The 22,376-nt window shown below is 40.7% G+C and carries 20 protein-coding genes; 14 read left to right on the forward strand and 6 right to left on the reverse strand.

Translation table 11 applies throughout. The annotated features are described in order from the left end of the window. Window positions 1-113 precede the first annotated feature (113 nt). On the reverse strand, window positions 114-923 hold the full coding sequence (locus BLT94_RS10000; protein WP_092233500.1) for an SAM hydrolase/SAM-dependent halogenase family protein: 810 nt from the start codon (window positions 921-923) through the stop codon (window positions 114-116). Window positions 924-1,059: 136 nt separating this feature from the next. On the opposite strand from BLT94_RS10000, the gene BLT94_RS10005 reads away from it, so the two are divergent. Beyond that, window positions 1,060-1,533, forward strand: coding sequence for a CYTH domain-containing protein (locus BLT94_RS10005; protein WP_092233503.1), 474 nt, complete (start codon window positions 1,060-1,062; stop codon window positions 1,531-1,533). A 70-nt stretch (window positions 1,534-1,603) separates the two neighbouring features. On the opposite strand, the gene BLT94_RS10010 is transcribed toward BLT94_RS10005, so the two are convergent. Genes BLT94_RS10010 through BLT94_RS10020 form a run of 3 tightly spaced genes read right to left on the reverse strand, consistent with a single transcriptional unit; the run spans window position 1,604 to window position 3,573 of the window. Beyond that, window positions 1,604-2,050: a hypothetical protein gene (locus BLT94_RS10010; RefSeq protein WP_092233505.1), complete on the reverse strand. Its 447-nt coding sequence runs from the start codon at window positions 2,048-2,050 to the stop codon at window positions 1,604-1,606. After that, window positions 2,050-3,030 carry a 4Fe-4S dicluster domain-containing protein gene (locus BLT94_RS10015; RefSeq protein ID WP_092233508.1) on the reverse strand — a complete coding sequence of 327 codons (981 nt, stop codon included), beginning with the start codon at window positions 3,028-3,030 and terminating at the stop codon, window positions 2,050-2,052. The genes BLT94_RS10010 and BLT94_RS10015 overlap by 1 nt, the downstream gene beginning before the upstream one ends. A 9-nt stretch (window positions 3,031-3,039) precedes the next feature. Continuing rightward, complete coding sequence (locus tag BLT94_RS10020; RefSeq protein ID WP_245743079.1) at window positions 3,040-3,573, reverse strand: thioredoxin family protein; 534 nt, start codon at window positions 3,571-3,573, stop codon at window positions 3,040-3,042. Between the two features lie 381 nt (window positions 3,574-3,954). Between BLT94_RS10020 and BLT94_RS10025 the strand changes: the two genes are divergently transcribed. Then, entirely contained in the window at window positions 3,955-4,314 is a 360-nt protein-coding gene (locus BLT94_RS10025) for a DsrE family protein (protein WP_014957269.1), read from the forward strand. 14 nt (window positions 4,315-4,328) lie between these two features. Here BLT94_RS10025 and BLT94_RS10030 read toward each other — a convergent pair whose 3' ends face one another. Then, complete coding sequence (locus BLT94_RS10030) at window positions 4,329-5,732, reverse strand: sigma-54 interaction domain-containing protein (RefSeq protein WP_092233511.1); 1,404 nt, start codon at window positions 5,730-5,732, stop codon at window positions 4,329-4,331. A 281-nt stretch (window positions 5,733-6,013) separates the two neighbouring features. On the opposite strand from BLT94_RS10030, the gene BLT94_RS10035 reads away from it, so the two are divergent. From BLT94_RS10035 to BLT94_RS10070, 8 genes are all read left to right on the forward strand, one after another. Beyond that, window positions 6,014-7,138 (forward strand): rhodanese-like domain-containing protein, encoded by a 1,125-nt coding sequence (locus BLT94_RS10035; protein WP_014957267.1) that lies wholly within the window; start codon window positions 6,014-6,016, stop codon window positions 7,136-7,138. A gap of 43 nt (window positions 7,139-7,181) precedes the next feature. Further along, window positions 7,182-7,532 (forward strand): cytochrome c family protein, encoded by a 351-nt coding sequence (locus BLT94_RS10040; RefSeq protein WP_092233514.1) that lies wholly within the window; start codon window positions 7,182-7,184, stop codon window positions 7,530-7,532. Window positions 7,533-7,698: 166 nt separating this feature from the next. Further along, window positions 7,699-9,336 (forward strand): tetrathionate reductase family octaheme c-type cytochrome, encoded by a 1,638-nt coding sequence (locus BLT94_RS10045; RefSeq protein WP_092233517.1) that lies wholly within the window; start codon window positions 7,699-7,701, stop codon window positions 9,334-9,336. Then, entirely contained in the window at window positions 9,337-9,981 is a 645-nt protein-coding gene (locus tag BLT94_RS10050) for a cytochrome b/b6 domain-containing protein (protein ID WP_092233520.1), read from the forward strand. A 483-nt stretch (window positions 9,982-10,464) separates the two neighbouring features. After that, on the forward strand, window positions 10,465-11,778 hold the full coding sequence (locus BLT94_RS10055; RefSeq protein WP_092233523.1) for a cytochrome ubiquinol oxidase subunit I: 1,314 nt from the start codon (window positions 10,465-10,467) through the stop codon (window positions 11,776-11,778). Between the two features lie 108 nt (window positions 11,779-11,886). Further along, the gene (cydB, locus tag BLT94_RS10060; protein ID WP_092233526.1) at window positions 11,887-12,915 is read left to right on the forward strand and encodes a cytochrome d ubiquinol oxidase subunit II; all 1,029 of its coding nucleotides are present in this window, start codon (window positions 11,887-11,889) and stop codon (window positions 12,913-12,915) included. 59 nt (window positions 12,916-12,974) lie between these two features. Then, entirely contained in the window at window positions 12,975-13,133 is a 159-nt protein-coding gene (gene rd, locus BLT94_RS10065; protein WP_083863545.1) for a rubredoxin, read from the forward strand. A gap of 229 nt (window positions 13,134-13,362) precedes the next feature. After that, complete coding sequence (locus BLT94_RS10070; RefSeq protein ID WP_092233528.1) at window positions 13,363-14,181, forward strand: DUF3786 domain-containing protein; 819 nt, start codon at window positions 13,363-13,365, stop codon at window positions 14,179-14,181. Between the two features lie 184 nt (window positions 14,182-14,365). Here BLT94_RS10070 and BLT94_RS10075 read toward each other — a convergent pair whose 3' ends face one another. Beyond that, a complete protein-coding gene (locus BLT94_RS10075) occupies window positions 14,366-14,830 on the reverse strand; it encodes a Crp/Fnr family transcriptional regulator (RefSeq protein ID WP_092233531.1) in 465 nt (154 codons plus the stop codon). 782 nt (window positions 14,831-15,612) lie between these two features. Here BLT94_RS10075 and iorA point away from each other — a divergent pair. The 4 genes from iorA (at window position 15,613) to BLT94_RS10095 (ending at window position 22,082) form a co-directional block, all read left to right on the forward strand. After that, window positions 15,613-17,463 carry an indolepyruvate ferredoxin oxidoreductase subunit alpha gene (gene iorA, locus BLT94_RS10080; RefSeq protein WP_092233534.1) on the forward strand — a complete coding sequence of 617 codons (1,851 nt, stop codon included), beginning with the start codon at window positions 15,613-15,615 and terminating at the stop codon, window positions 17,461-17,463. A 26-nt stretch (window positions 17,464-17,489) separates the two neighbouring features. Next, a complete protein-coding gene (locus tag BLT94_RS10085) occupies window positions 17,490-18,089 on the forward strand; it encodes an indolepyruvate oxidoreductase subunit beta (RefSeq protein WP_092233537.1) in 600 nt (199 codons plus the stop codon). Window positions 18,090-18,215: 126 nt separating this feature from the next. Continuing rightward, window positions 18,216-20,165, forward strand: coding sequence for an acetoacetate--CoA ligase (locus BLT94_RS10090; protein WP_092233540.1), 1,950 nt, complete (start codon window positions 18,216-18,218; stop codon window positions 20,163-20,165). A gap of 336 nt (window positions 20,166-20,501) precedes the next feature. Beyond that, window positions 20,502-22,082 carry a hypothetical protein gene (locus tag BLT94_RS10095; protein ID WP_092233543.1) on the forward strand — a complete coding sequence of 527 codons (1,581 nt, stop codon included), beginning with the start codon at window positions 20,502-20,504 and terminating at the stop codon, window positions 22,080-22,082. Window positions 22,083-22,376: the final 294 nt, after the last annotated feature.

Genomic DNA, 22,376 nt, shown 5'->3' on the forward strand with positions numbered 1-22,376 from the left:
TGTTTTAAACTTTAATCTTTTCTTTTACTTTTTTGTTTATAACAAGCGCCTAACATAATTGGATTAACTTATCAAGAATGGAATAAGAATAACCATATCTGAAAATTTGAGTATTATGGATCAACAATAACCAGCATTGCTTTATCCATACGTTTTACCGCAAGCCGTTGTGCTGCACTGGAATTTTTTACAGCAATCTCCATATAAGCGGAAGATGATCCGATGAGAAACAGTTCACCCTCTTGGGCAAAAGAATAACTGCTCACTGTTTTTTCAATCCTGATACCATTGATTTTAAGACAATACCGCTTGTTCTGCACAAATTGTCTGAATTTTGTTTCTTTAAGATTCAAGATCACGTTTCCAAACCAATCAATATGAATAACGGTCAATTCCATTGAAAAGGCAGTTTTGTCTATTCTTGGAAAATGATATTCAACACATTTTTCAAGGGGTTTGCCTAAAGTTGAAATATCTTCAATCCCCTTTGAAATATGGGCGGCCACAGGCGCAAAGATATCCCTGCCGTGAAACGTACTTGACACTGAATCTAAAAAAAAAGCTTTGTTGGCAAGATGAATAATGCGGTTGATTTTATTGTCACTGGCGGCTTTCCAGAGCAAGCCGTTATCCGGGCCCACAAAATAATAATCTTGGGTCTGAATACAGATCCCTTTGCGGCTTGAGCCCACACCTGGATCAACAATACAACAGAACACACTTCCCCTGGGAAAATATGAACAGGATGTACTCAATAAAAAAGAGCCGTGCAGGATATCCTGGGGATTTACCTCATGGCTCAGATCAATTACTTTTGATTCCGGGCTGACAGAGGCAATAACCCCTTTTAAAACCCCTGAAAATGAATCCTGACGGCCAAAATCAGTCAATAAAATGATGGGCTTTTTATCAATATTCGCCAAATTCAATCTCTCCCATTGATTTGAATGCATATTTAAATTATGACAGCACCATATCATATATCAACAATCGGAACGGAGTTGAACGGTTTTTATAAAAACAAAAAAAATTAACTATATTTAACAGGGGGAGTTAACAATGGCCATTGAAATAGAAAAAAAATTTCTTTTAAAGTATCTTCCATCCTCGCTTTTGACCAACGGAACCCTTATCCGCCAGGGGTATATGGTAAATGAAAAAGAAAGAGTTGTCAGAATTCGCCTTGCAGGAGACAAGGCATTTTTGACTATCAAGGGTATAACCTGCAATGCCGCCAGAAAAGAGTATGAATATCCCGTCCCGCAACAGGATGCAAAAGAGATGCTCCAGTTGTTCTGCAAAGAACCCTTGATCGAAAAGACCCGGTATCATGTTGAATTCAAAGGTTTTGAATGGGTGATCGATCAATTTTCAGGAGACAACCAGGGACTTGTGGTTGCTGAAATAGAGCTGGATTCTGTTGATCAGGTGTTTGAAAAACCCGACTGGATTGGAAAAGAGGTCACTCATGACTCGGGATACTTTAATTCCAACCTGATTAAAAATCCCTATTCAACCTGGCAGATAAAATAGCCTTCACACAAAAAGAACAGATTTGAAAATTGGTCCCCACCAAACCAAGAATCTTTTAATTCAGATTATTTTAGCTTACCCACCTCTTTTTTAGGATCAAAGTATATGAACTCACTATCAATAACATCACACAAAGGCTTAAATGAACAATATCCAAAGCAATAATTGTGGTGTGCGCAAAATAAATATGGGAAAGATTTTTAACCACCATAAAGGCCCCGGTGACAATCAATCCTGCAATTATTCCTGTTTTAAAGTAACCGTACCCGGTAATTCGATTGAATCCTGATCTTTTGAAAATAAAATCAAATACAACATATGTGGCAAGAGCAATCAATACAATGGCGGCAATATAATGAACCATATGCGTCACATAAAAGCGGGCCAGCCAACCCAGCCCCGGAATGTCCGCTATATAATATCGCTTGAAAATTGGCATCTGCCCAAAACCGGACAAGGTAATAAAAACAAGGGTGACACCATAAATATAGTGTTTTAATTTTCTGGCAACTTTCATTATTTATCCTCCTTTGCACTCAGATAAAATTTTCCAAATGCGGCTGCAACACCGGCTATGGGCGCAATCAACATGGCTTTGGCAAGATTGGTTCCATTTGCCATCATATTCTTGACTTTATTTAAATGGGGTTTGCCTTTTGATTTTTCAATCGTCTGGTTTAATTGATCAAAAGGGACAGGAGAAACATAAATGGTATGGGTTCCGCCATTTTCGTGTTCACCATAAATATAGCCGTTCATCTCTCTTGCAAGGGAATGTGCTTTTTTCAAAATTTCACTTTTCGGCCCGATGGTCTGAACATCTTCCGGACAGGCCTCTATACAGGCCGGCACTTCGCCCTTTTCAAGCCGATTGTAACACCTGTCACATTTGTACATGACCCCGTTTCCGGCAAAGGCAGGCAAAAGATCAAGATAAAGCCCGACACCTGTTTGTCTTTGCGGCACATCCCAGGGACAGACTTTTTTGCATTTTGAACCGCCAAGGCAAAGGTCTGAATCAATCCTTGAAAGACCGTTTTCTTCCTGTTTTAAGGCCCCCCAGGGACACAATTTGACACAGGGAGGATTTTCGCAGTGCATGCATCGCCGAGGAATGGTCAGTTCAATTTGCTCACCATTGACAGTGGCAGATGCATGCTGGATAAAAAGCCAGTTGTAGGGCGTCAGACGATCGGTCACATCTCTTCTTTCTGACCAGTCTTCCACAAGAACCCTGTCAGGAAACATTTTGGGAAATGGTTTTTCAGGATTTGGGTATTTGTTTTCATTGGCTTGCCGGCATGCATAGACACACTCTTCGCACCCAATGCATTTGCTGATGTCAATCAAGGTTGCCAAAGGCTCTTTTTTTTCACCGGACAAGGACCTGGCGGCCCTGGCAATGCTCGCGGTCGCTGCCACAGATCCAGCCACCGTAATTGAGCCCTTTAAAAATGCTCTGCGCGAAATCTTGGGCCTTATTTTCCTTGTGGTCATTGCATGCTCCTATAGAGTTTTGACAAATTCATTGAACGTCATTTTGCTATAACTTTTGGTATGAATATATTTTAAAATGTTTAAAAACTGTTTTTTATCAACATATCCCGGGATACTGCTGATCTTTGAATTATCCGGTTCAAGAAACCATAGGGTTGGCAGTCCCTTGACCTTCCATTGTGTGGAAAGTTTCTGATTTTTATCAGTATCAACTGCAATACTGATAAAATTATCCCTTAGATAGCTTAACACTGCCTCATCCTTAAAGGTTGTTTTCTTGAGTTTCCGGCAATATGTACACCAGTCTGCATGAAAGTATAAAAAAACATGTTTGCCCTGTGTTTTTGCCATGGCCATGCCTTGATTGTAATCCTGCCAGGCAATAGTTGACCCATCCCCATTTTGGCCGGACAATTCAGCTTTGCCAGACACTTTAGAAGGGAAAAACCCCGTCATGCTACCTGATTTAGAGTTGTTGTACATAAAGACACCAGCAACAGCAATACAAACAATAGCAACAACAAGTATGTTCTCTTTTTTCATGTTTTAATCCTTCAAATTTGAATTCAATTTTATCACATATCGCCAAGCCACTTAGCAACAAACTTTTAGCAATAAATGTGCCAAAAATTATTTTCCATTACAAAACAATTTTCTGTGATCTTTGTGCCTGCAATATCATGTTGTTTTGCCAATTATTACCTTTTTCAGCCCTATTGCCTTGAACAGCACACTGAACCCGGTATATTAACAAAAAGTTAACAGTTCAAAAATAATAGCACAATTTACAGAATTTCAAAAGTCAAGTACCACTTTGTGTGCTTTACAGACAATTAAAGTTCATTTATGACTAAAGGTAATTTATGATAAAATAATAACCTCGCATAAAAAATTCTTTATTTACATTTATCAAAGGAGAATCCCATGACCGACAATGTTCTTATCACACTTGCCTGCGGCACGGACAACCCGAACCGCGCAACCCGCGCACTTTTTCTTGCCGCCCTGGCCCAGAAAAAAGGAAAAAACGTCACTGTCTTCTTGCTGGATGAAGCTGTTTATCTTGCCAGAGAAGGAGCTACAGAGAACCTGAAAGCCGCCACAGGAGACTCTGCCGATGATTCAATGGCGCACCTTCAGGCCCATGGGGTCCCGATTCTTGTGTGTACTCCCTGTGCTAAAGCAAGGTTTATTGAAGAAAAAGACCTTGCAGATTCCTGCAGAATGGCAACAGCAGCCGAACTGATTGATCTTGCCTGTGATGCCGCAACCATAAGCCTTTAAGCTGTTCAAAAAAATCATTTAAGTTGTATTCCATACTTTTTGATGCGCTTCCACACGGTTATCCGGCTGACGCCTAAAATTTTTGCAGCACGACTCTGGTTTCCGTCTGTCTGGCGAAGCGCATCAAGAAGCTTTTCTTTTTCAGACAGCCCTAACTTGATCGTATCCTCAAAGGTCGGATCATTGAAAACCGTATCTTTGGATGCCAAATATTTTAATGATCCGGTTTCTCCAGATGTATGGCTAATAATTTTTTCCGGCAAATGCTCCGGCCCGATGCTTTTCTCTCTTGCCAGGACAAATGCATACTCTATACTGTTTCTCAATTCCCTGATATTACCGGGCCAGGGGTATGCCACCATCAAGCGCATGGCTTCCGGCGTAATTCCCAAAATATTTTTCCCTGTCTTTTCTGCATGAAAATTGATGAAATGCTGGATAATCAGCGTAATATCATCTTTACGGTGACGAAGAGGCGGACAAGTCAACGGGAAAACATTGATCCTGAAAAACAGGTCTTCCCTGAATAATCCGTCTTTAATCAATTGTTCAAGGTTTTTATTTGTAGCCGTAATAATCCTGACATCAATCTGAATGGATTTATTGGCACCGACCCGCTGAATCATTTTTTCTTCCAGAACTCTGAGCAGTTTTACCTGGACTGAAAGAGGAATATCCCCGATTTCATCCAGGAAAATAGTTCCTTTGTGGGCCGCTTCAAACCGCCCTACCCTGTCACTGTCCGCACCCGTGTATGCGCCCTTTACATGGCCGAACAATTCACTTTCTAGAATATGTTCACTTAAAGCAGCACAATTGACTTTAACAAAAGGTTTTGATGCTCTTTCCCCGGTTTCATGAAGGGCTTTGGCAACCATCTCCTTGCCGGTCCCGCTCTCCCCTAAAATCATTACCGGCGTGTCCTGTGAGGCCACACTCTCTATAAGTTCATAAAGACTCTGCATTACCGGTGTTCTTCCAACTATGCCATGAAATCCGTCATCAATATGATACATTCTTTTTATGGATGCCAGTTCATTTTTATAATTAATATTTTCAGATATGTCTTTAAGGGTTTCAACAGCACCTATAATCTCTTTTTTATCATCAAACAATACGGTTGCACTCTTTATAATCGGTATGGTCCTGTTCTGCCTGTTGGTAATCAAACATTTTTTTTCCCTGATAAGGCCTTGGGAAAAAAGTCCGCACCAGTTTTTCCCTTTGCCTTTTCCGATAATTTTACAGCCCGTGCAATTCAAAATCCGGCAGGATTGGCCTTTGAGTTCTTCTTCAGTATAACCGGTGATCCATTGGGCCGTCTGGTTCGCTGCAACAAAACACCCTTTTTCATCAACAATAATGATGCCGTCCTGGACCGAATCAATAATATGACGCCATTGTTTTCCAATATCCATGTTATCCTCACAACATTAACAGTGTTAATCACAAAGTTAACACACAATTAACACATTTACAATAAAGCCACTTAATATCCCACGGCAAAATAAAAATATTACCCATAATTATTCTTTTAATTTAAACAGTTACAACAATCATAAATGAATATTTTATACTACGGCACACGCATTGCTTTAATGTAAACAAACTAAAACGAAACAAAAAATAGAAACAAAAAAAACTTAAATGGTAACATTCATAACACGAACTTAAACCGATAAAACCTTAAGGAGATTCCATGAAAAAAAACAAGGCAAACATTTTTATTCTGACCTTGGTGACAGGCATTTTTCTATTAACAGGATGTACTGCAACAAATTCGATCAAAACCAGTGAAACAGCCAAAGAAGATATGTCATGGATGTTTCATGATACCGTTGATTCCCAATTTGTAAAAGCACACATGTCGGTTCCAATGCCTGAAAACGTTATGATTATTGACGCCAGACCGTATAAGGGGAAATATGTAAAAGGTCATATCCCAGGTGCAGTCAGCATCCCGTTTTCAGAATTTGACCAAAAAACTGATCTTCTGCCAAAAGACAAAAATGCCCTGTTGATTTATTATTGCCAGGGGCTTAAATGCAAACTCAGCCACAAATCTGCTAAAAAAGCTCAAAAGTCAGGATATAAAAACGTTAAAGTCTATGCAAAAGGATATCCCGAATGGATAAGCCTTAAAGGAAATTATCCTTCCGTAAGCGCCGGGTATGTGGCACAACAGATAACTGAAAACAAGACCGTAATCATAGATGCCAGACCACAGGAAACCAAGTTTGTCAAAGGCCATATTCCTACGGCAATAAATATTCCCTTTTCAAAATTTGATGCCCTTAAAGGAAAACTGCCCAGAGATCCGAATACTCCGATTATTTTCTATTGCGGAGGCCTTAAATGCAGGTTAAGCCATAAATCAGCCGTAAAAGCGATTGAAATGGGATACACAAATGTCTCTGTTTTTGCCAAAGGCTATCCTGAATGGAAAAAAACATATGGCGCATCCAATGAGACTGTTCAGGTAAAAGCCGGGGAGATTGAAGGTTCGATTGATATTGAACGATTCAAATCCATTATTGCGAAAAACCCTGAATCCATAATGCTCATTGACGTAAGAGATGCTGATGAATTTGCAAAAGGATCTTTTAAAACAGCTGTTAATATTCCGGTTGAAAATCTTGAATCTAAGATCAAAAATTTTCCTGATGACAAACCCATTGTTTTTGTATGTTCAACCGGCGCAAGAAGCGGCGAGGCGTTTTACATGACAAAAGATGTGAGAGAATCTTTAAAAGACGTTTTCTATGTTGAAGCTGAAATTGATTTCAAAAGTAATGGAATTGTTGAGATTAAAAAACCCAAATAAGGTCGAAAATACAAACAAATAAAATCTACAAAGGAGATATATCATGTTTAAAAAAAGTATTCTTACCATCACGGTTCTTATCTTTTCAATCGTTTCTTTTTCCATGGCATTTGCCTATCAAGGCCCTGACGGCAACAAAAGAAAAGGCAAATACACTTATCGCAAAGTGTTCAAAGCCTGTGCGGCAGCAGGCATGATTGAATCCGCAACCCCCACCATAAGCCCTGCAGACAAAACCATGGGGCAATGGAAAAATATTTTCGAAAATAAAACCTTTGACGAGTTCAAGTGTACGGACAACTGGGCAGCACTTTCCGACACTGATATTCTTGACATTTATTCATATTTCTATCATCATGCATCTGATTCACCTACACCTGCAAAATGCCAGTAAGTGCAACGGTCAGCCTGGGTATTTAGCCTTGGCTTACCCACAACAAAAATTGGAAGTCTCTGTGTGTTTGTGTGATTTTTTTAAGACTTTCATATAAAAAAAAAGAAAGGGTGGTGATTTTATCCCGCCCTTTTTACAAAAAAATCAAAAATCCATGGAGATGCCAATGAAAAAACGGTATTTAATAAAACGCTGCCTGGTCGTTATTGCAACGATAACTTTTTTTTACTCTTTTCCATTTCAAGCTGCAATTGCATCACCGCCCCAAAACGGTGAAGAGGCATTAGGAAGGAAACTGGCCAGACAGGCGGTTAAAGGCAGTAAAAGGTGGAGTACGATTGACCATAAAAAAATCGAGGCTTTAAACAAAGATTTCACAACTGGAGAAGAAATCACTCAAGCCTGCTTGTCCTGTCATTCCGAAGCTGCAACCCAGTTTCACAAATCCATTCACTGGTCATGGCTTGCCTCGGAAGACAAGAACGATATACGCTACGGCAAGGCCGGGTACTCAGTCAATAATTTTTGTATTTCAGGTAATGCCATGGAAGATAAAGGCTGTCTGAAATGCCATCCCAGCTGGAATAAAAAAGGAATAAAAGGTGAAGTCAACTGCCTGAAATGCCATAATTCATCCGGATTTGATTTTACAGAAGCTTTTTCAGACATCAAGGCATTTTCAGAAGACAATGATCCTGAAACCCAAGAAATAGCAAAAGACATTCAGCAGGAAGTTAAAGAGGCAACCACCCAGGTAACGCTTCCCACACGAAAAAATTGCGGCAGCTGCCATTTTACCGGCGGCGGCGGAGACGGGGTAAAGCATGGAGACCTTGACACCTCCCTGACCAAGCCCAACCGTATGCTGGATGTACATATGGGCGTTGACGGTAAAGATTTTTCCTGCACCAGGTGCCACACAACAGTGGACCACCATATTGCCGGACGGATCTATACAAACCCTGCCGTTGAAACAAGAAAAAGCCTTATCGAAGATGATCTGGCACCCAAAATAACCTGTGTCTCCTGCCATAGCAGCGAACCTCATAAAAACGATTCAAAAATGAATGACCATACAGATGTAGTTTCCTGTCAGGCATGCCATATTCCAACATTTGCAAGGGTGAATCCAACAAAGATGTGGTGGGACTGGTCCAAGGCTGGAAAAATGAAAGACGGCAAACCCTATGAGGAAAAAGGCCCTTTTGGAAAAGCGATTTACAAATCCATTAAAGGCGAATTCAAATGGGAAAAAAATGTAGTGCCTGAATATTTCTGGTTCAACGGCTCTTTGACCAGCACCACGGCCAATGACATCATTGATCCGGCTCAAATCGTAAAGGTCAGCCACCCGGTGGGGGATAAAAATGATCCCGAAGCCCGTATTTTTCCATTTAAAATCCACAGGGGAAAGCAACCCTACGATAAAATCCACAAAAAAATGCTGGCCCCTATGCTCTCAGGCAAAAACGGATATTGGACTACCTTTGACATGAATGATGCAATTGAACACGGCAACAAAGCCATCGGCATTCCCTATTCCGGAGAATTTGATTATGTGGAAACCACATATGCGTTTCCCATCACCCATATGGTGGCACCAAAAGAAAATGCATTAAACTGCACCCAATGCCATGCCAGAAAGAATTCCAGACTTGCCAATATTACAGGATTGTATCTGCCGGGACGAAACAAATCCGATCTTTTTGATGCAATTGGCTGGATTTCCGTTTTTGGCGCCTTGGCAGGTGTATTGCTCCATGGACTGGGACGGTTTTTCACACGCAACGGCAAGGAGGATTAAATGGCGGATAAAAAAATCATCAAAATTTATCTTTACACACGGTTTGAACGGTTGTGGCACTGGCTCCAGGCACTGATGATCATCTGCCTGATTATTACCGGTCTTGAAATTCACGGCACATACCGGTTAATGGGTTTTCAGACAGCCGTCAATGTTCATAATTTTACGGGCCTGTCCTGGCTGATCATGTTTGCCTTTTTTGTCTTCTGGCTTCTGACAACAGGAGAATGGAAGCAATATCTTCCCACAACCAAAAGACTTTTTCTGGTCATCCGGTACTATGCCTGGGATATATTTCAGGGAAAACCCCATCCGGTTCAAAAATCAAAAGGGGCAAAGCATAACCCGCTGCAGCGGCTGGCATATCTGGGAATCTCCGCCCTGCTGCTGCCGGTACAGATGATAACAGGATTACTATACTATCTGTATAATGATCTGTCAGGTGCCCTTCCCCTGGAAGTTCTTGCCGTTATGCACATGTTAATTGCACTTTTTCTGTTAAATTTTTTGATCATTCATGTTTATATGACAACCACTGGCCATTCGATTTTCAGCCATATAGCAGGTATGATAACAGGATGGGAAGAGATTTACGAGACCACAAAAATTGCCGACTGGGAAACCCAGGCCACCCGAAAGAAATAAAAAGACGGCGGCAGGAATCTTTATTCCTGCCGCCGTCTTAAACCAACCCCCTCATCCTCCCTGACAATACGCAGTAACAGCCTTGACAAATTGCCTGCCACAACAAAACATAAAAATTGCCGCTTGAATTTTTCAAGACTTTCATATAAAAAGTTATACATTCATAACTTTATTATATACAAATTACTTATGTCTCAAGAAAACAGCCGACACACTATTGTTTCAAATTCCTTGCTTTCCTGATACGGATTTGATTGAATTTTTACTATGGGACACTCTGAAACCAAGATAACTACAAAATTGATCCAATAATCTAAAACGCCCTTGCCATAAGCCTGAAAATCATTTAATGTTCTGATATTCATCTTTTAAACATTTTATTTCAACCTCGTTTTTCTTGTATGGCATATTATTTGCTATTTTTGAAAAAACATAAAAAAAGCTTTTTAAGCAAATCAAAACAACTATTAATTGGAGGAATGTATGGACCCGGTTTTTCTATCAAGATTACAATTTGCCGCAGCAACCATGTTCCATTTTCTTTTTGTACCCCTGACCCTTGGAATTTCAGTTATAATTGCCTACATGGAAACAAAGTATGCAAGAACCGGGGAAGAGGTCTATTTGAGAATGACAAAATTCTGGGGCAAACTTTTTTTAATTAATTTTGCCTTAGGTGTTGTCACAGGCATCACCCTTGAGTTCCAGTTTGGAACCAACTGGTCAAGATATTCCGAGTATGTGGGGGATGTATTTGGCTCACTTTTAGCCATTGAGGCATCTGTTGCATTTTTTCTTGAATCCACGTTCATAGGCATCTGGATTTTCGGCTGGAAAAAAATGTCAGCCAAAGCCCATGCAGGCGTTATGTGGGTTGTTGCAGCAGCAGGTAACCTATCCGGCATATGGATACTGACGGCCAATGGATTCATGCAAAATCCGGTTGGCTATACCATCAGAAACGGAAGAGCAGAACTGACTGATTTTTTTGCTGTTCTTTTTAATTATCACGGCATTCTTGAAATTTTACATGTTCTTCCTTCCGGCCTTCTGGTCAGCTCGTTTTTCATTATGGGAATTTCTGCCTATCACCTGCTTAAAAAGCAGGAAATCGATCTTTTCACCCGTTCTTTCAAAATAGCTCTCTTTGTTGGCCTTGCATCTTCAATCATAGTGGCTTTGGTTGGCGATTTTCACGGTGTCAACGTTGCTAAAACCCAACCCGCCAAGCTGGCTGCCATGGAATCCCACTGGGAAACCCAGACCCGGGCACCCATTGTTCTGTTTGCCATACCCGATGAAAGCCGGGAAAAAAATCTGATTGAGATTGGCTCAATCCCCGGCATCCTGAGCTTTTTAGGGTTTCATGATTTTAATGCAACCGTTATCGGACTCAAAGACATTCCCAAAGATGAACGTCCGCCGGTTCTGCCCACTTTTATCGGATTCAGAACAATGGTGGGAATTGGCACACTTTTGATCCTGCTGACCATTTACGGATGGTTCAAAAGAGACAAGCTCATGGAAAGCCCCACATATCTGAAATGGATGCTGTTTTCCATTCCCTTGCCCTATATTGCCATAGAAATGGGATGGGTGGTTTCAGAGGTCGGCAGACAGCCCTGGATAGTTTATGGAGTTCTTAAAACATCAGATGCCGTATCCCCAATTGCCGGAAACCAGGTTCTGTTTTCCCTGATCGGTTTTATTATCGTCTATGGCATGTTAGGGGCCCTGGGCTTTTATCTGATCAGCAAATATGCCAAACAAGGCCCTGAGGCCGCTGCAACCAAATAACTGCCAAGGGCATACTGGGTATTTGACCCGAATTTGCCACAACAAATAATGAAAGTTGCGATTTGGTTTGCTAAAACTTTTATATCAAAACATTACAGGAGTTTAAATATGTTACTTCAATATACTTGGTTTTACTTGTGGGGACTCTTATGGGCTGTATTTTTTATGACGGACGGGTTTGATTTTGGAATCGGGACACTGTATCCTTTTCTTGGCAAATCAGACCGGGACAAAAGAGTCATGATCAATTCCATAGGCCCGTTATGGGACGGAAATGAAGTCTGGTTGATCACTGCCGGGGGCGTCACCTTTGCAGCATTCCCCCAAGTGTATGCCACAATGTTTTCTTCCCTTTATACCCCTTTGATGCTGATTTTATTTGCCCTAATTTTCAGGGGAGTAGCCTTTGAATTCAGGGGAAAAATCGAAAGTAACGGCTGGAAAAAACTCTGGGATACTTTTATTTTCCTTGGCAGTTTTTTACCGGCTCTTCTTTTTGGAGTTGCATTTGCCAATATTTTTCAGGGTATCCCCTTTGACGGCGATGGCATTTATCATGGCAACACCTTAAAGTTGCTCAACCCTTACGGGCTTTTGGGGGGTGTTTTATTTGTCCTGTTATTTTTGCAGCATGGTGCAAACTGGCTCAACATCAAAACCACGGGGGAGCTTAGGGAAAGATCCATTTTGGTATCTAAAAAAATATGGCTCTTTCTGGTTCCTGTTGCCGTAATTTTTCTGATCGCAAGTTATTTTACAACCAGTCTTTATGAAAATTATTTTAAAACTCCTGCCCTGTTCCTTGTGATCCTTGCAACAGTTGCTGCACTATTTGCAACCCGTTTTTTCATTGAAAAACAACTTTTTTTTAAAGCCTGGTTTGCATCAGCATTAACGATTGTGGGCGCGATATTCTTTGGAGTTATCGGACTTTTTCCTGCACTTTTTCCCTCCAGCATGGACAAAGCATTTTCATTAACTGCATTCAACGCATCATCAAGCCCCTTAACATTAAAAATCATGCTGGGCGTTGTCCTGGTATTTATTCCCATTGTCATTATTTATCAGGCCTGGGCCTATCATTTTTTCAAGGAGCCTGTCACACAGGAAGATCTTGATATGGATGAAGCATATTAATTCTATGCTTAAGTATAAATGTAATATGATTAATCAATTATTAAAAAGGAGAATGTATTATGGACAGGTATGTATGTGACCTTTGCGGTTATGTGTATGATCCGGCAGACGGAGATCCCGATAACGGTATTGATCCTGGAACAACGTTTGAAGAGCTTCCCGAAGACTGGGTCTGCCCTATTTGCGGTGCCGGGAAAGAAGATTTTTCAAAAGAGTAACTGCTACGGGCAAACCTGGTATTGCATTCTGATATTGCGTCCTGGTTTGCCCACAATAAAAAGTTTGCCCACAACAAAAATTAAAAATCACGATTGAATTTGTCGGGATTTTATTATAAAAATTGATTATAATCGCCAGACAGATTGTCTTTTAGACAAAATACTTTTTTCTTCCTGGCTTCTTGTATTAAATTTTACCAAATTTTATCTGAGAGAGGAGGAAACAACCATGGCACTTTCTGTTGTAGATCTTTATGTAAAAGTCCTGCCGAAAACAAATTGTAAAGAGTGTGGATACCCCACATGCCTTGCTTTTGCCGGAATGGTGGTATCTGAAAAATATCCGTTAAAAAACTGCCCGCACATTGCCCTGGAAATCTTGAAGCCAGCCCAAAAAGAGCTTGAACAACAATATAAAGAAGGTAAATGGCTGAAAAAAGACATGGCAAAAGAGGCCCTTGAATGGGCAAAAAAACGGGTGGTCTCAATGCAATTAAAAGATATTGCATCCCGGATTGGAGCAAAGGTAACAACCGTTGACGATATGGATCAGATCACCCTTCCCTGCTTCAATAAAATTCTCCTGATAACCAAAGACAGCGTCCGGGATGCATCAGGCAACGAACTTACCCGCAATGAGCAGACATTTGTTTATATCCATATGGCCCAGGGAGGATCATCCCATCCGGCAGGGAAAATGAAAAGCTTTAAGGAGTTTCCCAATACCGTATCAAAAATAGTTTCCATGGAAAAGAATGTGGAAATCCCGCTTAAAAAAGCATTTGCATCCCATAGAACTGAACTCAAACAAGCGTGTGAAAATTCAGGCGGAGAAAATGTTACTGCCCAATATGAATCCTGTGATCTTGCCTTCCGGTTTACAGCATTTCCAAAAATCCCGGTAATCCTTTTATTCCGGGACGAAGAGGACGGATTTGAAGCAGACATAAAACTCTTATTTGACGAAACCATTATTGAACACCTTGACATTGAATCAATTATGTTTTTAAGCGAACATCTTTGTCAGATGCTGCTTGGCAACACTTAATCTCAATTTGTTTTTTCAGCTATTTTCCTTGTTCTTTGAATTCATCCGCCAGGTTCAAATTCACAGGGTTCAAACTTGCAGGCTTTAAATTAATACAGCACACCACTAACGGCAGGACCGGAAGGCTTTAATCGTCCGGTCTGAAGCACCACAACCCGACCATGGGAACAAAAAAAATCGTCTTTTAACCATAAGACGGTTTTGTTTGAGAGCCCTTGGAAACCAGCAAATCCAAATGTGCCCGATATGCATTTAAAAGCCTGTCTGAAAACACGTCCATCAGCCTGCGCAGAACTTGAAAACCGGCTTCCGGATGATGTTTAAAAATAGTATCCAATTTATTCCTATCAATCTTAACGGTTTTCAAGTCAGTTGCACAGACTCCGGAAGATGTATATTTTCCTGACTCTGCCATGCTGGACCAGCCAAATATTGTTCCGGGTTCAGTTAAGCTGAAATTCAGCGAAGCTCCATTTTCAACCACCAGTTTAAGACCTCCTTCCACAAGAATATAAAGACAATCGGCAACCTCTCCTTTTTCAAATATCCGGTCATCCTTCTTAAAAATCTCTTCAACACAGATATCTGCTATCTGCTCCATTATTGCATAATCTATTCCTTTAAAAAGGTCTATTTCTTTTAGAATCATTTCCAATCTCCTTTCATATGGCTCTTTTTAGGCTTAATCACACAAAATAATCTTCATGCCTCCCCAACAATTAAAACACCTTGAGGAGGCATAAAAACGGCAATTTAATACAATGTATTAGAAAAAAAATTTTCATAACAAAAAAAACTCCAAGCATAATAGGATTAAAAACAAAAAGGGGCTGAAAAAGAGGCAGCTGAAAAAGAGTAAAAAAAATGAACAAGCAAAATTGTAGGTTCTTAAAAAATCTACCTTAATACGAATGAAAAGTAAAACTTTTTATAGGGTTTTCCAAACAACTGCACACCCTAAGCCGATAAAAACAGACAACGAATGATAAAGCAATGCCGGGATAGCGAAAACCGCAGTATGGAGCAAAAGCATAGCAAAACACCTATAAAAACAGGTCTTGTTATGGATATCGCAACAGATGACAAATTAAATTAAAATAAGGTGTTTTTATATAATTTACTTATAAAATAAGCTAATATCAAGGTATATGGTTTCGATAGTTATGAAAATTTAAAATTTTTCCTTATAAAATTAAAATTAACTCTTGACAAAAACATGCTGATTTGATTAGTCTAAAAACAAAGGATATGCGATCATTCACCCTGCGGTTTAATATAACCGGCTAAAAAGTTTATTTTGATACGATTGAAATAACAGGGCGAACGAAGATACAGGGAACTCAGGAAACTGGATATTGACGTTAATCATTGAAGACGTGGAAAAGTTATATTCATAGTGATTATAAACAGCTTTTAAATTAAGGAGAACAGATGCACAAATTATTGAATGACAGCCCGGGTGAAAAAATCATGCTCCTGGGGAATGAAGCCATCGCAAGAGGTGCTGTTGAGGCAGGTGTGGCATTTGCCACAACTTATCCGGGCACCCCTTCTTCTGAAATTTCTTTGAATCTTTTTCAGATGTCTCAGGAATCAGACCTCTATTTTGAATACAGCACCAATGAAAAAGTCGCCCTGGAAGTGGCGGCTGCTGCTGCCAACTCAGGACTTCGGACCTTTTGCATGATGAAACATGTGGGATTAAATGTTGCGGCTGATCCTCTGATGACTCTGGCCTATGTCGGAGTGACCGGCGGCATGGTGATCCTGACAGCTGATGATCCGTCCATGTTTTCAAGCCAGAATGAGCAGGACAACCGTTATTATGCAAAATTCGGCAATCTGCCCATGCTTGAACCCTCATCCGTACCTGAAGCAAAAGAGATGATCAAGTATGCATTTGAACTTTCAGAGGAACTCAATCAGCCGGTACTGTTAAGAACCACTACCAGAATCAACCATTCCAATGCCTATGTGACCTTTGGTGATATAAAACCAATGCAAACCAAAGGCAGATTTGAAAAAGATCCGGGCCGATGCGTTACTGTTCCGGTGGTCTCAAGGCAACTTCATGTCAAAGTGCTTGAAAAGATGAACAGAGCAAAAGGCATTGCTGAAACCTCCGAGTTTAACTTGATTGAAGGATCTGGAAAATTTGGTATTATTGCCAATGGTGTCAGCTATCACTATGCTCAGGATGCCGTAAAAGATCTTGGTATTGAAAACGATGCAAAAATTTTACGCCTGGGATTTTCCAACCCCATGCCGGAAAAACAGATCAAAGATTTTCTGGCAGATTGCGAAAAAGTCCTTATCATCGAAGAAGGTGAACCTTTCATGGAGGAAGCTGTAAAAGCCTTTGCCCAGGAGGCCGGGATAATCATACCCATTAGTGGCAAATCAGAAGCATTGTTCTCACGCCTCTATGAATATGATCCTGCCATGGTCAGAAAAAATATGGCTGATTACTTTGGTATTGAGTACACACCAACAGAAAAACTGTCTGTCGACAATGTTCCTGAAATTCCCATGCGTCCGCCAAATCTTTGTTCAGGGTGTTCACACCGGGCAACCTTTTATGAGATTCAGCAGGCAGCCAAAGACATGGATATCATCTGCCCCAATGACATCGGCTGTTATACTCTGGGGTTTATGCCGCCTTTAAGTACGGGTGACTTTGTGATCTGCATGGGTTCTTCGGTCAGTTCTTCCTGCGGCTTCGGACAGGCCACGGATCAGAAAGTGGTCTCGGTTATCGGCGATTCCACCTTTTTCCATTCAGGCATGACAGGACTTGTCAATGCCGTATTCAACAACCACAATTTCACCCTGGTCATCCTTGAAAATGACATCACGGCCATGACAGGACACCAGCCCCATCCTGGCGTGGACATGGAAAGATTCGGCTTGGACGGATTCGGCCGGGTGAATATCGAAAAAGTGGTCAGGGCCTTTGGTGTGGAACATGTTTCCATCATCAAACCGTTCAAGGTGAAAAAGAGCATCGAAACCATCAAGGAAGCCCTGGCATACAAAGGTGTTTCCGTTATTATATCCCAGGAACCTTGTGCTTTATATGCAAAAAGCTTGAAATTGCTCAAGCCCAGAGCATTCAAGGTTTCCGACAAGTGTGTGGATCACAAGGATTGCATCAACACCATTGCCTGTCCATCCTTTTATCTTGAAGACGACAAGGTGAAAATTGATGCAGATACCTGTGTAGGGTGTGCGGTTTGTGCCCAGATATGCCCTGAAAATGCGATCACGCCTTTAAAAAAATAACCTTTAAAAAGAGGATCATATAAACAATGGAAACAACCAGATTAATCATCGTAGCTGTGGGCGGCCAGGGCAATCTTCTGGCATCCAAGGTATTGGGTGAGGCGGCACTGATTTCAGGCGTGCCGGTCAGAATGAGCGAAATACACGGAATGGCCCAGCGGGGTGGTGTTGTTGAATCAGCCATAGTTTTTGGAGATGCAACCAGTTCTATTATTTCAGACGGTGAGGCAGATATCCTGATGGGATTTGAACCTGCTGAAACATTGAGAGCCTTAAACCGGTGCAGCAAGAACACAAAAGTTATCACCAATACGGCAACCCTACCGCCTTTTACCGTATCCATCGGCAAGGGGGTTTACCCTGATGTTGAAAATGTAAAAAACCTGCTCAAAGAAAAATGTGCAAGCCTTGTTGCCATTGATGCAATGAAGCTTGCCAAAGAAGCCGGAAGCCCCATGAGTGTCAATATTGTTCTTTTGGGTGCCCTGGTCCAGTCAGGCGGACTTGGTTTTACAAAGGAAAATGTGATAGAGGCCATTAAAAGAAGGACAAAAAAAGCGTTTTTAGACATGAACCTTAACGCTTTTGAAATGGGATATGAGGCTGCAAAAAATTATAGCAGCTGACAATATGGAATGGGGAAATAAAAACAGTGGGTGCTGCCTGCTATACACTATTTCCCCATTCCATCATTGCAACAATCGAAAAAGTCACCATACTTGCTGTTCTCTATGAATAAGGAGGCAATACTCATGTCAAAACTCTTATGGCAGCCGTCAGAAGAAAGAATCAAAAATACCAATATGTATCAGTTCATGAAACTTGTGAATGAAAAATTCAACAAGGATTTAAAAGACTATCCTTCTCTTTGGGAATGGTCAGTGGACAATATTGAGGATTTCTGGTCAACCACCTGGGATTTTATCGATATCAAGGCCTCAAGATCTTATGACAAGGCCATTGATGATCCTACCAAAATGCCGGGCGCAAAATTTTTTGTTAACTCCAAACTGAATTTTGCAGAAAATCTTTTACGATTCAGAAATGATAACATAGCCTTGATCTTCAGAGGTGAAGATTCTGTTCGAAGAACCCTGACCTATAATCAGCTCTATGATGAAGTGGCAAAAACAGCAGCCTCATTAAAAGCACTTGGCATACAAAAAGGCGACAGGGTTGTTGGTTTTGTTCCCAATATGCCCGAAAGTATTATTGCCATGCTGGCCACCACAAGCCTGGGTGGAATCTGGTCTTCCTGCTCTCCTGATTTTGGTATCAAAGGGGTTCTGGACAGGTTCGGCCAAACCCAGCCCAAGGTATTGTTTACGGCTGACGGATATTTTTTTAAGGGCAAACCTTTGGACAGCATCAAAAGAATTGCCGGCATTGTCAAGGAAATCCCCTCCATTGAAAAAATTGTTGTAATTCCCTATGTATCAGAAGAAGCGGATATAAGCTCTTTACCAAATGCTGTCCCCTTCAAGGATTTCAAAGATCCTGATGCCACTGAAATCAAATTCGAGCAGATGAATTTTGATGATCCGCTTTATATAATGTATTCTTCAGGAACAACCGGACTGCCCAAATGCATGGTGCAAAGTGTGGGAGGTGTACTTTTACACCAGAAAAAAGAATTGGTTCTGCATACGGACTTGAAACAAGAAGACACCATTTTTTATTTTACCACCTGTGGCTGGATGATGTGGAACTGGCTGACCACATCCTTGAGTGTGGGCGCAACCCTTGTTCTTTATGACGGCAATCCGTTCCACCCCGGCCCTGATACGTTATGGAAAATGGCCCAGGATGAAAAAATAACTATTTTCGGAACCAGTGCAGGCTATATTGAAGCTTTAAAAAATGCAGACGTGAAACCCAGACAACAATTTGATCTGTCTGCTTTAAAATCAGTTCTTTCAACCGGCTCACCCTTATCTGATGAAAATTTTGAATTCATTTACAATGAAATAAAAGAAGATCTCCAGCTATCCTCCATCTCCGGGGGATCAGACCTTAACGGCTGTTTTGCATTAGGCAATCCAATGGGTCCGGTCTATACAGGAGAACTTCAATGCCGTGGACTTGGCATGAAGGTTTATGCCTATGATGAAACCGGAACTCCCGTGGTGGGCAAACAGGCTGAACTTGTCTGTACCGCACCCTTCCCTTCCATGCCCATTTTTTTCTGGGGGGATGAGGATGGATCAAAATATCATTCTGCCTATTTTGATGAATATCCGGGAATCTGGACTCATGGCGATTTTATCATGGTCACTGAAAATGGTGGTGTGATCATGTTCGGCCGGTCGGATACCACACTGAACCCAGGTGGTGTAAGGATCGGTACTGCAGAAATCTACCGTCGCCTGGATGCCATGGAAGAGCTTGAAGATTCTGTTGTTGTGGGACAATCCTGGGACAATGACATCAGGGTTATCCTCTTTGTTAAGCTTGCCAATGGATTTGATCTTACTGACGAACTTCAAAATAAAATCAGGGCAGACATCAGAGCCAATGCTTCCCCAAGACATGTGCCTGCTAAAATCATTGAATGCCCGGACGTTCCCTATACGCTCAACATGAAAAAAGTCGAGCTGGCAGTCAAAAAAATGATTGAAGGCAAAGAAGTGAAAAACAAGGATGCTTTAAAAAATCCAGAAGCCCTTGACTTCTTTGGCAATATTAAAGAACTTAAATCCTAATTTTTTACACTCCCCCCCCCTTTGGATGAATCCCAATGATTCCAAAGGGGTTCATAACAAGATCTCTCCCCCCTGAAATATTCTCATATAGATTTTTTTCGTGTTATTTTTTGATTCAGCTGTGATCATAATCATCCCGCAACCCAATGGAACTTGTCATTTTTTTTGTTTAAAACCTTTAATTTTATCGAAATTTCCCGAAAAATAAAGGATGCCATATTTTGTTGTTTACATTGGGTTCCATATGTTTTAAATTTTTCAGTTAATTAAGTTTGAAGTATTGGGGTTAAAATTTGAAATATTGGGGTTGAAAATAAAAAACAAGAGAGAGGTTCTATGGCTTCAGAAGCAATATCCACTGATAGTATTGAAAAAATCAAAGCACAGTTTGAACAAATAGCTGTAAAATCAGGATTGGATCATGAACAATTCCATTCCATCCTGCACGCTTTTTGTTGTGAGAACACTCTGGATGTGAGTGAAGATAAACATCTGGTTCGTGCAGAGTTAAACCGGCTTCAACTGGTTTTGGAAAATTTAATCACCCGGGCTGAAGACCCGGATGCTGAAACGCGAAAATTATTAACCGTCCAGGATATGGGAGTGTTATGGCACTGTCTTAAAGGTATTTCAAAAGTTTTAATCAGAAACATTAAACCGGTAATTGAATCCAGAAGACAACTCAGAAGGCAGGCCAGGATGGAAGGTCAGCTTTTTTCACTTCCCAGGCAAAAAGCACTGAGCATAGGTGCGGTAACAAAAAAATTTGAAGCTGAAAACGCATCGCTGAACAGCAAAATAGAAGAAATGATCCGCGTTGCAGAAGAAGCGGAATCAAAAAACAAACAAGCCATTGCAGACCTCAATTCAAAACAGAAAACACAAATTGACTCTTTGAATTCCAAAATCAAAGAGATGGCTGATGCGGCCAAGGAAGTTGAAAAGCATCACAATAAAACTATTGCTGATCTTGAAGCCAAGAATAAAAAAGAAATTGAAGATCTAAACAAAAAAACAGAAGAAATTGCTGCCGCCGCGATAAAAGAAGCTGATATCCTTAACCGGAAAAACACAGAAGAGCTTGAGGCAAAATACCAGAAGGCCATAGAAGAACTTGAAGCAAAACATAAAAACCAATTGATAGTCTTGACTGACAGAGAAAAAGAACTCACTGCCGCTGCAAGTGAAGCTGAGATTAGCCACAAAAAAATTATTAAAGAACTTGAAGCAAAACATAAAAACCAATTGCAAGCCTTGAACATAAAAATAGATGAACTCACTGCCACTGCAAGTGAAGCCGATATCAGGAACAAAAAAACCGCAGAAGAACTTGAGACAAAATACCAGAAGGCCATAGAAGAACTTGAAGCAAAACATAAAAACCAATTGGCAGCATTGACTGACAGAGAAAAAGAACTCACTGCCGCTGCAAGTAAAGCTGAGATTAACCACAAAAAAATTATTGAAGAACTTGAAGTAAAATACCAGGGAAAAATGGCAGAAATTTCGGAAAAGCTAAATAGTGAATATACAGAAAAACAGACTGCCTGGGATACCCTTGAAAAAAAGCTTAAAAACACAATTGCAGAACTCACAGAAACACAGACACAACTTTTAAGCAAAAATGACACACTCACAAAAGAGTTTGACCAGACCAAGCAAAATATGGAAGAGACGTACCGAAAAGAAATTGAAACTCAGGTGGAAAAATCTATCCTGACGGAAAAGGAAAAAGCCGACACCAGGGAATCGGAACTTCAGGACGAGATCAAAAAAATACGGGAAGATTATGAGGAAAAAATAAAAGGTCTTGAAGAAAAGGCAATCAAAACAACTCCTAAAAAAAAGAAGACACCGGCAAAAGCACAGAAAAAAGCCAAATCAAAGGCAAAAAAAGCTGCAAAGGTAAAAGCTTAAATCCTTGAACCCCTCGGGTTGGGCCGGACCCCAAGCCCAACCCGCAAACTTTGCAAACCCTTCTGAAGATCTTCTCATTTGAAATGCTACAAATACGATATAAATTTCAGCAACCAGCCAACTCTTAACTTGTGTATTTCCCTTTTTCTATAACAGCCATGGGCAAACCTGGCATTTTATTTGAAATTTACCCGCAACACAACCTTAAAGAGATCTGATTTCAACAGGTTAAAAGTCCTTTTATGTGAAAGTATTAAAAAATTCATACAGAGACTTTAAATTTTTGTTGTGAGC

The sequence above is a fragment of the Desulfobacula phenolica genome, from assembly GCF_900105645.1.
In the GTDB taxonomy this organism is placed as follows: Bacteria; Desulfobacterota; Desulfobacteria; order Desulfobacterales; family Desulfobacteraceae; genus Desulfobacula; species Desulfobacula toluolica.

What these genes read in the sequence shown, in the direction of transcription:
- BLT94_RS10090 (WP_092233540.1), top strand. Translation starts at nt 18,216, where the DNA reads ATGTCAAAACTCTTATGGCAGCCGTCAGAAGAAAGAATCAAAAATACC.
- BLT94_RS10055 (WP_092233523.1), top strand. Translation starts at nt 10,465, where the DNA reads ATGGACCCGGTTTTTCTATCAAGATTACAATTTGCCGCAGCAACCATG.
- iorA (WP_092233534.1), top strand. Translation starts at nt 15,613, where the DNA reads ATGCACAAATTATTGAATGACAGCCCGGGTGAAAAAATCATGCTCCTG.
- BLT94_RS10045 (WP_092233517.1), top strand. Translation starts at nt 7,699, where the DNA reads ATGAAAAAACGGTATTTAATAAAACGCTGCCTGGTCGTTATTGCAACG.
- BLT94_RS10025 (WP_014957269.1), top strand. Translation starts at nt 3,955, where the DNA reads ATGACCGACAATGTTCTTATCACACTTGCCTGCGGCACGGACAACCCG.
- BLT94_RS10010 (WP_092233505.1), bottom strand. Translation starts at nt 2,050, where the DNA reads ATGAAAGTTGCCAGAAAATTAAAACACTATATTTATGGTGTCACCCTT.
- BLT94_RS10005 (WP_092233503.1), top strand. Translation starts at nt 1,060, where the DNA reads ATGGCCATTGAAATAGAAAAAAAATTTCTTTTAAAGTATCTTCCATCC.
- BLT94_RS10035 (WP_014957267.1), top strand. Translation starts at nt 6,014, where the DNA reads ATGAAAAAAAACAAGGCAAACATTTTTATTCTGACCTTGGTGACAGGC.
- cydB (WP_092233526.1), top strand. Translation starts at nt 11,887, where the DNA reads ATGTTACTTCAATATACTTGGTTTTACTTGTGGGGACTCTTATGGGCT.
- BLT94_RS10030 (WP_092233511.1), bottom strand. Translation starts at nt 5,732, where the DNA reads ATGGATATTGGAAAACAATGGCGTCATATTATTGATTCGGTCCAGGAC.
- BLT94_RS10020 (WP_245743079.1), bottom strand. Translation starts at nt 3,573, where the DNA reads ATGAAAAAAGAGAACATACTTGTTGTTGCTATTGTTTGTATTGCTGTT.
- BLT94_RS10095 (WP_092233543.1), top strand. Translation starts at nt 20,502, where the DNA reads ATGGCTTCAGAAGCAATATCCACTGATAGTATTGAAAAAATCAAAGCA.
- BLT94_RS10075 (WP_092233531.1), bottom strand. Translation starts at nt 14,830, where the DNA reads ATGATTCTAAAAGAAATAGACCTTTTTAAAGGAATAGATTATGCAATA.
- rd (WP_083863545.1), top strand. Translation starts at nt 12,975, where the DNA reads ATGGACAGGTATGTATGTGACCTTTGCGGTTATGTGTATGATCCGGCA.
- BLT94_RS10015 (WP_092233508.1), bottom strand. Translation starts at nt 3,030, where the DNA reads ATGACCACAAGGAAAATAAGGCCCAAGATTTCGCGCAGAGCATTTTTA.
- BLT94_RS10070 (WP_092233528.1), top strand. Translation starts at nt 13,363, where the DNA reads ATGGCACTTTCTGTTGTAGATCTTTATGTAAAAGTCCTGCCGAAAACA.
- BLT94_RS10050 (WP_092233520.1), top strand. Translation starts at nt 9,337, where the DNA reads ATGGCGGATAAAAAAATCATCAAAATTTATCTTTACACACGGTTTGAA.
- BLT94_RS10040 (WP_092233514.1), top strand. Translation starts at nt 7,182, where the DNA reads ATGTTTAAAAAAAGTATTCTTACCATCACGGTTCTTATCTTTTCAATC.
- BLT94_RS10085 (WP_092233537.1), top strand. Translation starts at nt 17,490, where the DNA reads ATGGAAACAACCAGATTAATCATCGTAGCTGTGGGCGGCCAGGGCAAT.